This is a genomic window from Enterobacter sp. LM3 (assembly GCF_046622475.1).
GTDB classification, from domain to species: domain Bacteria; phylum Pseudomonadota; class Gammaproteobacteria; order Enterobacterales; family Enterobacteriaceae; genus Enterobacter; species Enterobacter cloacae_P.
The window spans coordinates 529-10,584 of sequence record NZ_JBJURN010000004.1 but is presented as its reverse complement, the minus strand read 5'-3'; the positions used below and the strand labels follow the sequence as shown (position 1 = coordinate 10,584).

Here is a 10,056-nt window from a genome sequence, read left to right as displayed (position 1 = left end):
ATCTTGTTGCTCTCACACAACCAAGAAGGGTAAATGCATGGCGACTTTTGATCGCAAACTTCAATTACAAATCCTTGAATTAGCTATTGATTTCTATCCTGAGCAAATAGGTCACATTCCAGTCGAACTATCATCTCTTGATGAAAAAACACTTCTTCAAAACATCGCCTACCTACAGCAAGAAGGTTTAATTACAGGCGGAATAGAAGACTCATTTGATGGCATGGAGCCAGCTATTGACCTGATTAGTGCAACCAATGCTGCTGTTAACCTTCTGAGTGAAGAGGGAAGTATTTCTTCCTCGCTCAAAGTTGTTACCGTCAAACTTCATGATGAAACGCTTTCAACCATCAGAGAGTTCATTAATCAGAACGTTTCTGACCCAGAAGAAAAGAAAGCGTATTTGAAGCGTTTAAAAGAGCTTCCCGCTGACGCCACAAAACACATCGTGCTTGAACTATTGGGTAAGGGGCTTGGTCAGATCCCAAACGCAGTTCAGTGGCTACAAACAACGCTCCATCACTTGTAAATTCAGTTTCCTGACTGTGTTTCGTGAATTTAATCCAACCCACACCACCCGTGATTTCTAACCAAAAATCTTCGCGATCATCACTTGATATGGTCAGCGCTTTATTCGCGAACGCCATTGCGTAAATGCGTAGTGGCTTCTGCATGTCTTCTCCGGTCATATCCTCATTACCTGGCGAATCATCCGGTCATTCATACTCCACCGGCTGCTACTTCGTGGGTATCATGCCTGTTCGCTGTCGATGGATAAAATCTAACTTAACTTAGTTTTAAGGTCAAGAGTAAACACCAAACTTTTCTTAGTTTAGTGTTTTGAGGCGGTAGGGGAACTTAGATTTCGTACTGAACGCCTTTAACCACACCAATGATGACGCAGTTGCCGTTTATTGGGATGTTCGGATAGCGAGGATTTAATGGAACTAAAAACTTCTGGTGACCGTCTATGACCAGCTTTTTTACTGTAGCCTCGTTTGTGCCATCCAGTCGGGCTACAACAATCTTACCGTTTATCGGCTCAGCGTCAGGATCAACGATGACTGTCGCGCCTTGCGGTATAGTAGGCAACCCATTTGGGTTTGTCATAGAGTCGCCTTGGACATCAAGTGCAAATGAGCGATCGCTAATTCGAAGGGATGTTTCAACCCACCTCTCTGCTTCACTTCTGATCTCGGCTGGTGACGTTTCGGTAAAGTGACCAGCCTGCACCCAAGAGATTACAGGAATTCGCCTCATGCTAGTGATTAACTTATCTTCAAATTCAGTGCCATATAGAATGTAATCTATTGAAGTATTGAAGAACTTTGCAAGTTTACCCAGCGCCTCGCCACCAGGGACGTTAACATCTTTTTCCCAGTAGCCCACTGCGACATCACTAACTCCACAAAATTTACCTAATTCCTTTTGTGAGGTCTTTGTGATTCTTCTCAAGCCTCTTATTCGTTGCCCAACCGTTTCCATTCTCACGTCACTCATTGAAATAAAACTAACTAATCTTAGTTTTTATTGACCAAAGATAGATTGATATTTAATATCTAATCAAACTTAGCAAAGGAGACGTTATGACGACCGATGAAGTAGAGAAATTTTTCGGTAGCACCGAGAAAGTAGCGGTTTTTTTCGGCATTACAAGTGAGGCGGTTTACCAGTGGCGTAATCGACCTGGTCGGCTAATTCCTAAAGGTCGGGCTGCTGAGGCTGCATATCGAACTGAGGGTAAATTGCCTTTCCGTCCTGAGCTGTATGGAAAGTCTAACGAAGCATCCTCAAAACAGTAACTACCAAAGGAAATTCAACATGGTAGAGGCAAGTCTGAAAGAAGTAGTTAAAGCGATGTGCAAAGCATACCCAGGAGGCCGTGAGGCTATGGCTGGTGCTATTGGCATGTCCGTAACTCAGTTCAATAACAACCTGTACGAAAAGAACGGATGTCGCTTCTTTGAAGTGAACGAGCTGGAAGCGATGGAGGATATTTCAAACACCTCACTCCTGGCTGATTACTTTGCCCATCGTCGTGGCGCTCTGCTGGTGGACGTTCCGCAACTGGAAGACCTCGATCGCGTTGACCTATTTACCCGTGCTATGAGAACTGCCGCTGCGCGTGGACGTGTAGACATGATTATCCAGAAAGCGCTTGAGGATGGAGTAATCGAATCACATGAAGCAGAAGAAATTAATGAGTATCACCGCCGTCACCTGGCAGCGCGTGAAGAAGAAATCCGCGCGATTGTTGCGCTGTTTAGCCGTAAGAAAAGCCAAAAGAAGTGACGCCCGCGAGTGTGCAGCTCCGGGCGTCTGGCGTGTCGTATTCAGTGGAGAAACTAACGCATGAACAGTTTAAACCGATTCAGGCCAGTTAAGCAATTCAGATGCCTGCCGCTGGTGGGGAAAGACTCCCCGTTCGGCTATGTGGAGAGATTAAACGACCAGTCTGAAGTGAACAACTACCAGCCTGCTGGGGAGATGGTAGAGGCTTTTGCTCAGATGAACGAGAAGGGGCGTGAAGCATGGCTGAAGTTGACCGGCGATTCAGAGACCACAGAGGAATCACAGTCCACGTCATCAGATGGGAGCCCGAGACTCGACGCGTTATATACCTTCGCGAAGGGTACGATCATGAGTGCTTCAGCCCTCTTGAACAATTCCAGCGTAAGTTTACAGAGTTAAAGGACGACCATGAGCACTAAATTAACCGGTTACGTTTGGGACGCTTGTGCTTCTTCAGGCATGAAGTTGTCCAGCGTTGCCATCATGGCGCGTCTGGCAGACTTCAGCAGTGATGAAGGAGTAAGTTGGCCTTCAATCGAGACTATTGCACGTCAGATCGGTGCGGGACCAAGCACTGTAAGAACTGCTATTGCCAAACTTGAGGCTGATGGCTGGCTGACGCGAACCTCCAGACGCAAAGGTAACCGAAACGGGTCGAATATTTACCGACTGAATGTTACGAAGCTCCAAAAAGCCGCACTTTCTCACCTGTCAGAATCTGACACGTCAAAATCTGATGCATCAAAATCTGACCCGTCAAAATTTGATGCGTCGGAAAACAGTAATAATGGCAGTTTTCACCCGCCAGAATCTGGTGGGGATCCGTCAGTAAAATCAACTACTGATCCATCAGATAAAAAACCTTCTTGTCAGGTTGCCCCGCAACCCGACGATAAGCGTGATGACCAGAAGCCTGATCCTGATGTTTTGCTGACAGACAATTCAAAACTGGTGCTTAAACATCTCAACCTGGTGAGTGGTTCTCGTTTCCAGAATTGCTCTGCATCTCTGGATAACATCCGCGCAAGACTTCGCGAAGGGTTCACCCTGGAAGAACTCATGCTGGTGGTCGACTACAAGCACGAGCACTGGAAAGGGTTGAAGGATTACCAGTACATGCGTCCAAAGACTCTGTTCATCCCAGGAAAATTTCCGAGCTACCTGCAGGTTGCTACTCGCTGGGATGCGAAGGGTAGGCCACAGCGCGAGGACTGGGATGCAGCCCGCAAGAAAAATTCCCTCACCTTCGGTGGCCCAGACAAAGCAATTCCAGCAGGTTTCAGAGGAGCTAAACCATGAGTTTTCTGAAAACAATTCAGCTGTTCGTGGCCAATAACCCTGGACTGACGAACAAAGAGATCGCCGCAGCACTGCCGGAGTACGAATTACACAGTGTTCAGCGTGCGGTATGCCGCCTGGTTATGCTTCATCGAGCTGAACGCAAAGGCGAACGTCACAACTTCCGTTACTACGCAAAAGCACCAACAGGGCCGATTGGTCCAGTTATCCCGCGCGAGGCGGTCGAAAAATCTGAAGTTATCCCTGAGCCAAACCAGGAAACCGCACCAAACCCGGCTGTCGTTGCGATGATGGATAAGGCGCAGGATCTGTTTGATAAAGGGCTTTTTCTGCGCGCTGCAACCGTACTCATGGACGCATTCAACAGGTCAAAGAACGAAGGTATGCGGGAGAAGATTCTGGCAGAGCGACAGCGGTGCCTGAACATGGTACCGAAGATTAGGGTTCCAAATGATGGATGGTGTCTGGCTGGCCGAGCGAGGAACGTCTGATGAAATACTCACTGATTTATGCAGATCCAGCCTGGAGCTATGACAACAAGGCCAGCAATGGAGCAGCAGAAGACCACTACGACACGATGAAGCTTATCGACATGAAGCGTCTTCCTGTTTGGGATCTGGCTGCCGATGATGCTGTTCTGGCTATGTGGTTCACCGGCACGCATACCAGAGAGGCTATCGAACTGGCTGAAGCATGGGGCTTTAAGGTTAGAACCATGAAGGGTTTTACCTGGGTAAAGCTCAACGCGCAGGCAGAACAGCACATCAACAAAGCGCTTCAGGCTGGTGGAGTAGAGGACTTTTACGACTTTCTCGACCTGCTGAATACCCAAACCCGTATGAATGGCGGGAACTACACCCGAGCAAACACCGAAGATCTGTTGATCGCCACCAGGGGAAATGGACTGGAACGCCAGTGCGCCAGCATAAAGCAGGTTATCTACAGCCCACTCGGTGAGCACAGCCAGAAGCCTGCAGAGGCCCGCTTCCGTCTGGAGAGGCTTTACGGTGACGTTCCGCGTATCGAACTGTTCAGCCGTTGTGGTGCGCCAGGCTGGGATCACTGGGGAAACCAGGTAGAGGTACCAGCAGTTGAGTTGATTCCTGGCACTGTTGTTCAAGTTATTAATACTCAGGAGCGCGCAGCATGAAAAAACTCTCTACCGAGCATGAGAACGCTGTCCGTGATGTTGCACGTCAATGCAATGATGCAATTAAAAAAGTCATGAAGCAGAAGCTAAAGCCAAGCTGGAATGTTGTGGTACCGCCGATCCTGAAGGAATACCACGAGAAGGTTAAACCGATGGGCGTAAGCCTAGTGATGTTCAACAGCGTAATCGGACGCCTGAACGGGCGATATGGGGTCGAGTCATGAAACTTGTTCTCCCGTTTCCTCCGAGCGTAAACACCTACTGGCGAGCCCCGAACAAGGGGCCGTTAAAAGGCCGCCATCTTATCAGCGAGAAAGGCAGGGCATACCAGAGCGCAGCATGTGCGGCGATTATTGAACAGTTACGCCGCCTTCCAAAGCCCTCATCCTCTCCGGCTGCTGTGGAGATCCTTCTCTATCCGCCAGATGAACGCCGCCGCTACATCGACAACTACAACAAGGCTCTGTTTGACGCACTTACTCATGCTGGCATCTGGGAGGATGACAGCCAGGTACAGAAAATGCTGGTGGAATGGGGTCCGAAAGTACCAGGTGGTCGCGTAGAGATATCGATCAAGAAACATGAACCTCTGGCGGGTGCAGCCGCCTGATAAGTGGAGAAGAGCATAAATCAGATGAATATCACCGTAATGAGTCCGACGCACCATGCCGCCGCGATGGGTCAGCAGATAACCATGTCCAGCCGTGAAATTGCAGAACTGGTCGACTCACGTCACAGTAATGTCTGTGTGACCATTGAGCGCCTGATGAATTCTGGAGTTATTGGGGGGTATGCTGCAATGCAGTACACCCATCCACAGAACCAGCAGGTTTACCACTACTACGAGGTAAACAAGAGAGACAGCTATGTGATCGTTGCGCAGCTGTGCCCTGAGTTTACCGCCCGCCTTGTTGACCGCTGGCAAGAACTGGAGAGCGGGGCCGGGATGGTTGTACCCCAAACGCTCCCTGAAGCACTCCGCCTCGCAGCCGACCTTGCCGAACAGAAGCAGCGCCTGAGTGAAGAGCTGGCAATTGCTGCGCCAAAGGCTGAATTTGTTGATCGCTACGTCAAAGCCACTGGCTCGATGACATTCAGGCAGGTTGCCAAGCTCCTGAACGCCAAAGAACCCGAGTTCGCGATGTTCCTCATTGAGAACGGCATCATGTACCGGTTAAACCGCGTGCTTACCCCGAAGAGTAAACACATTGAAGTGGGCCGCTTTGAAGTTAAGACGGGAACCACTAACCAGACCAACTACGCATTCAATCAGTCTCGCTTCACTGCAAAGGGTGTGCGCTGGATTGGCGGCCTGTGGTCAGAGCATATCGCTAAGGGGCAAATTGCGTGAGAGCCATACTGACACCTGAAGTTGCGCCAATGTCTGGGGTGGTGTTGTTCCGTCCAGGTAACGAACTGCTGTGGTTGTTTCGTCGTGGCCGGGTGGTGATTGAAACGCCATCCGAAGCAATCCAGCATCTACCATCTGGGCTGATTCCTGAAGCCCACCAGCCGCTGACAGATGATGTCAGTATGCAGGTTATTTTCGTGAACGAGAGGGTTATAAATCGTGCTGGTGGCCTCAGTGGTCTTGATGCCTGGCTGGAAAGGAAATTCGAATGTCAGTGGCCTCATACAGACTGGCACGCAAGAGACTTCACCGTGATGCGGCACGCCCCCGGCAGCATTCGCCTTTGCTGGGGGTGTGATAACCAATTACGTGAACAAACTACTGAAAGACTGGCAGGAATTGCCATGCAGAGCCTGGTAAAATGGCTACTCGAAAGGGTGAATATTATGCTGGGATTTAGCGAAGACCATACCCTGACGCTGCCGGAGTTCTGCTGGTGGATGGTACGCAATGATCTGGCTGACCTTATTCCTGAATCGGTGGCTAACAAAGCGCTCAGGATTAAGCCAGAGGAGCACAGTTCAGTGATGCGGGAAAGCGACATTGTTCCGTCATTACCGGCGACTGAAATCCTCCAGGAGAAAGTTAAGAAGATAGTCTCGGTGAAGGTCGATCCTGAATCACCGGAATCATTCATGCTGAGGCCAAAGCGCCGCCGCTGGGTGAATGAGAAGTATACCCGCTGGGTTAAATCGCAGCAGTGCAGTTGCTGCAACAACCCGGCAGACGACCCCCACCACCTGATAGGCCACGGGCAAGGTGGAATGGGTACTAAAGCGCACGACTTGTTTGTGATGCCGCTGTGCAGAGCACATCACGATGAGTTGCACGCTGATCCTGTGGCATTTGAAGCGAAATACGGCGACCAGTTAACGCTGCTGTTTCGGGTTTTAGATCGTGCGCTGGAAATCGGCGTATTAGCATGAACAGTGGAGAAAACATGCGTGATATTCAGATGTTATTAGAGCGTTGGGGGGGATGGGCTGCAAGCGATAGTTCTGGAGTGGATTACTCACCAATCGCTGCTGGCTTCAAAGGACTTCTTCCGCAAACAAGCAAATCCCGCCTTTCTTGCACTGACGACGACGCCCTGATTATTGAGGGGTGTTTGGCTCGACTTCAAAAACGCAAACCCTATGAGCATTCGCTTTTAGTTGCGCATTATCTCTACGGAATTTCGAAGCGGAAGATAGCCAAAGCACGAAAGAAAGATGAGAAGCTTATACGTATAGAAATCCAGATGGCAGAAGGGTTTATTGACGGCTGCCTCAGCATGCTGGATGTGAAGTTAGAGATGGATGCAGAAGTAAAATAATGAAAGGAAAAGCCCGATTACTCGGGCTTATTATCAACATCTTTGACATATAAAATCACAGCTGACTTGATATCACCGTCAACATGTTTTGCATTGATGCTTAAATGAACGGGCTTTCTTTCCCATTCTGCTCGTTGTAGAGCTTCTTTGTTTCCAGACTCGTCAAGGAAAATATCCTGTACTACGCAAGTAAGACGTTGGTCAGAATCAACCCTACGAACTTTAACTTTGAAGCATTCAGGGTCTGTATTATTCACTTCCTCAATGCGGTAAACACCGTCAATTCGCATCTCGACGGATCGGCGGCGTGCATTGGTAACTAATTCTTTTGCAGTCTCTGAGTCGATAGTAACACCATCAATTTCAGCGGTGTCTGAACGTACGAAAGACTTAACCATAGTTGTCTTAGCGTCATAAGACATACGATCCATGTTGTCGAGAAGAGGCTTTTTTGCAACCATTTCAGCAATGATCTGAAGGCGCTTTGTTTCTTCTTGAGTCATCACCTGCATTGAACGCAGATGTTCTTTATCGCCTTCTTTGGCGATCTCGGCAAGGCGAGTGTCTTTACGGTTATCTAAGAAGCGTTTGAAGACGGTAACACCGCCCCATATGACGGCAGCACCGAGAACTGTAATGACAATCTCTGTGGCGTTCATTTTTCCTACCAATTCGTGCGTAAGCTTGCTCAGAAATCCATCAATGTTGATCTCAACAAGTGACGAACCTTGCTCTACTGTAACTTCAATTTCTAAAGCATCAAGCTCTTCTTTAGTTAGCCTGCGAACATCTGGAGTGCCGTATTTTGCAAGCGCATAAGACTTGTTGATCTGCGATTGCATCTCAACGAAGCCCTTCATTACTGAGGGGGTAAGTGATTTGTTGAATTTATCGCCTGTTAACCTGATGGTTAGGCTAGGCCAGCCATTGAAAGTGATTTTTTCTGGCAGGCCTTGTCCATTCAGATAACGCTCGAGCAATTCAAAAGCCTGTTGCTCGGACTCTACATCATACTGTATGTCACCCAAAGATAATCCCTCATTCTAAGCCCCGCGTTAACTGAATAGTTAGGCAAGAACTGCTTCTTATTTTGCTGTGTGTAGGAAAAATAAAGCAAAACTCGTTAAAAATCACTAACGCGGTCCGCATTTTCTCGTTTACTGTGTTAAGAGTGGTTTCTACGCCACGGACTTAAAACGATACCTAAACCTCGCTACAGCGGGGTTTTGTCATTTTTAGAGGCTGCCTACGGGCGGCCTTTTTTGTTTCCCCTCGTTCTGAGAGGACTCACGGCAAAAGAGGGGGCTAAATGTCCGATCCTGTTTCTTGCACTATGGCAGCGGCTGGTGGTCTTTTAGTTGCGATAACCTCCTTTGCTTAATAGGTAGGTGGATACGCCAAGTGCAAGAGGCAGGATTACTGTCAGGTCATCACGCTTCATTCATCTTTAAGTATTTCTAACGCCAGAGATGAGCCAGACAAGCTACACTCCGTTGAAATGAACGAGGAGGTGGATATGAGAGAAGGCTATTACTGGATCCAATATAACGGAAGTAGGCAAATCGCTTACTACGCATACGAGGAGATCGACGACTTAGAGTCGGGCGAGACCATCATAGGTGCCTGGTATGTGACTCGCGGAGACAACCTTTCTAACAATGGCGAGGTTGAAGTAATCAGCGAGCGTCTTGAAGAACCAAAGCTGTAACGAACAAAAAAATAAGTTGAAGCCTCGCCACAGTACGGGGCTTTTTAATTTCTACGTGGCGGAAATCGCTTTGAGTCTAAAAAAGTGCGGAGAACGACACCAATCCTCTCCGCACGAATGATTTTAATGCTTGTCCGCTTATCTGTTTTATATCCACAAAAAAAGTGGCGGTAATTTAATTTAAGTAGTAACCATTTGCAACTATGTAAATGGTTAATTATTTTTATGCATTAAACAACCCTGCTGAAGAGAGATTGTCTTCATTTAGCCCCATGAAAATGGGCTCCTTCGATTGCAGTGCCGATATTGCTACACCCTTATCTTCCCGGCCTGTCGCCGGGTTTCTTATTTCAGGCTCCAGGAACCATCATCGACATGCCTACTTGTTAAATCGTCCCGAGGGCCTGACCCCTTTTAAACACACAGCACCCGCTAACTACGCGAGGTGAGAGATATGCGTATGCCTAACAAAGACCCTAGCTCATATGGGTTGCTCGTATGGGTTCTTATTGCTGCCATGTCTATCTATGGCGGATTCGTTAAGTACATCATCGATACCAAAACAAATAAAACTGCATGGAGTTGGGTTGCTGCATTCGCCCAGGTTGCCGTTTCTGGTTTTGCCGGATTGATCGGTGGACTGATCAGCATAGAGTCAGGCCTGAGCATCTATTACGTACTTGTCGTGGCTGGTATGTCCGGAACGATGGGTAGCGTGGCGCTCAGCTTTTTCTGGGAAAGAATTACGGGGATGAAAAATGCAAGCAACTAACCCACAGCGAAAAGCATTTCTCGACATGCTGGCCTGGTCTGAAGGCACCGACAACGAAAGGCAGAAGACTAATAACCACGGATACGATGTTATTGTCGGCGGCTCCCTG

General features: G+C 48.4%; 16 protein-coding genes and 1 pseudogene. 15 read left to right on the top strand and 2 right to left on the bottom strand.

The features are described from left to right. Positions 1 to 37: 37 nt before the first annotated feature. Positions 38 to 529: a hypothetical protein gene (locus ACJ9N4_RS06100; protein WP_411500338.1), complete on the top strand. Its 492-nt coding sequence runs from the start codon at positions 38 to 40 to the stop codon at positions 527 to 529. A 329-nt stretch (positions 530 to 858) separates the two neighbouring features. On the opposite strand, the gene ACJ9N4_RS06095 is transcribed toward ACJ9N4_RS06100, so the two are convergent. Next, positions 859 to 1,485 carry a LexA family protein gene (locus tag ACJ9N4_RS06095; RefSeq protein WP_411500337.1) on the bottom strand — a complete coding sequence of 209 codons (627 nt, stop codon included), beginning with the start codon at positions 1,483 to 1,485 and terminating at the stop codon, positions 859 to 861. Positions 1,486 to 1,586: 101 nt separating this feature from the next. Between ACJ9N4_RS06095 and ACJ9N4_RS06090 the strand changes: the two genes are divergently transcribed. The 11 genes from ACJ9N4_RS06090 (at position 1,587) to ACJ9N4_RS06040 (ending at position 7,467) form a co-directional block, all read left to right on the top strand. After that, the gene (locus tag ACJ9N4_RS06090) at positions 1,587 to 1,802 is read left to right on the top strand and encodes a Cro/CI family transcriptional regulator (RefSeq protein WP_199160767.1); all 216 of its coding nucleotides are present in this window, start codon (positions 1,587 to 1,589) and stop codon (positions 1,800 to 1,802) included. 19 nt (positions 1,803 to 1,821) lie between these two features. Next, the gene (locus ACJ9N4_RS06085; protein ID WP_411500336.1) at positions 1,822 to 2,292 is read left to right on the top strand and encodes a YmfL family putative regulatory protein; all 471 of its coding nucleotides are present in this window, start codon (positions 1,822 to 1,824) and stop codon (positions 2,290 to 2,292) included. Positions 2,293 to 2,531: 239 nt separating this feature from the next. Continuing rightward, entirely contained in the window at positions 2,532 to 2,711 is a 180-nt protein-coding gene (locus tag ACJ9N4_RS06080; RefSeq protein ID WP_063945205.1) for a DUF4222 domain-containing protein, read from the top strand. Continuing rightward, positions 2,701 to 3,591 (top strand): conserved phage C-terminal domain-containing protein, encoded by an 891-nt coding sequence (locus ACJ9N4_RS06075; RefSeq protein ID WP_411500335.1) that lies wholly within the window; start codon positions 2,701 to 2,703, stop codon positions 3,589 to 3,591. Before ACJ9N4_RS06080 ends, ACJ9N4_RS06075 begins: the two co-directional genes overlap by 11 nt. Then, positions 3,588 to 4,082, top strand: a complete 495-nt coding sequence (locus ACJ9N4_RS06070; protein ID WP_411500334.1) for a hypothetical protein — start codon at positions 3,588 to 3,590, stop codon at positions 4,080 to 4,082. Before ACJ9N4_RS06075 ends, ACJ9N4_RS06070 begins: the two co-directional genes overlap by 4 nt. Next, positions 4,079 to 4,741 (top strand): MT-A70 family methyltransferase, encoded by a 663-nt coding sequence (locus ACJ9N4_RS06065; protein ID WP_411500382.1) that lies wholly within the window; start codon positions 4,079 to 4,081, stop codon positions 4,739 to 4,741. The genes ACJ9N4_RS06070 and ACJ9N4_RS06065 overlap by 4 nt, the downstream gene beginning before the upstream one ends. Next, positions 4,738 to 4,965 carry a hypothetical protein gene (locus tag ACJ9N4_RS06060; protein WP_411500333.1) on the top strand — a complete coding sequence of 76 codons (228 nt, stop codon included), beginning with the start codon at positions 4,738 to 4,740 and terminating at the stop codon, positions 4,963 to 4,965. The genes ACJ9N4_RS06065 and ACJ9N4_RS06060 overlap by 4 nt, the downstream gene beginning before the upstream one ends. Beyond that, positions 4,962 to 5,351, top strand: a complete 390-nt coding sequence (locus tag ACJ9N4_RS06055) for a RusA family crossover junction endodeoxyribonuclease (RefSeq protein WP_411500332.1) — start codon at positions 4,962 to 4,964, stop codon at positions 5,349 to 5,351. The genes ACJ9N4_RS06060 and ACJ9N4_RS06055 overlap by 4 nt, the downstream gene beginning before the upstream one ends. 24 nt (positions 5,352 to 5,375) lie before the next feature. Then, a complete protein-coding gene (locus ACJ9N4_RS06050) occupies positions 5,376 to 6,092 on the top strand; it encodes a phage antirepressor KilAC domain-containing protein (RefSeq protein ID WP_411500331.1) in 717 nt (238 codons plus the stop codon). Continuing rightward, the gene (locus tag ACJ9N4_RS06045; RefSeq protein WP_411500330.1) at positions 6,089 to 7,078 is read left to right on the top strand and encodes a DUF968 domain-containing protein; all 990 of its coding nucleotides are present in this window, start codon (positions 6,089 to 6,091) and stop codon (positions 7,076 to 7,078) included. Before ACJ9N4_RS06050 ends, ACJ9N4_RS06045 begins: the two co-directional genes overlap by 4 nt. Positions 7,079 to 7,092: 14 nt before the next feature. Then, complete coding sequence (locus ACJ9N4_RS06040; protein ID WP_411500329.1) at positions 7,093 to 7,467, top strand: antiterminator Q family protein; 375 nt, start codon at positions 7,093 to 7,095, stop codon at positions 7,465 to 7,467. 17 nt (positions 7,468 to 7,484) lie between these two features. Here ACJ9N4_RS06040 and ACJ9N4_RS06035 read toward each other — a convergent pair whose 3' ends face one another. Next, positions 7,485 to 8,495 carry a hypothetical protein gene (locus ACJ9N4_RS06035; RefSeq protein ID WP_411500328.1) on the bottom strand — a complete coding sequence of 337 codons (1,011 nt, stop codon included), beginning with the start codon at positions 8,493 to 8,495 and terminating at the stop codon, positions 7,485 to 7,487. A gap of 488 nt (positions 8,496 to 8,983) precedes the next feature. Here ACJ9N4_RS06035 and ACJ9N4_RS06030 point away from each other — a divergent pair, with 488 nt between their 5' ends. From ACJ9N4_RS06030 to ACJ9N4_RS06020, 3 genes and pseudogenes are all read left to right on the top strand, one after another. Continuing rightward, the gene (locus ACJ9N4_RS06030) at positions 8,984 to 9,175 is read left to right on the top strand and encodes a hypothetical protein (protein WP_411500327.1); all 192 of its coding nucleotides are present in this window, start codon (positions 8,984 to 8,986) and stop codon (positions 9,173 to 9,175) included. A gap of 454 nt (positions 9,176 to 9,629) precedes the next feature. Further along, positions 9,630 to 9,947, top strand: coding sequence for a phage holin family protein (locus tag ACJ9N4_RS06025; protein ID WP_411500326.1), 318 nt, complete (start codon positions 9,630 to 9,632; stop codon positions 9,945 to 9,947). Next, positions 9,934 to 10,056, top strand: a pseudogene (locus tag ACJ9N4_RS06020) (lysozyme); the annotation flags it as partial. The gene ACJ9N4_RS06025 and the pseudogene ACJ9N4_RS06020, both read left to right, overlap by 14 nt.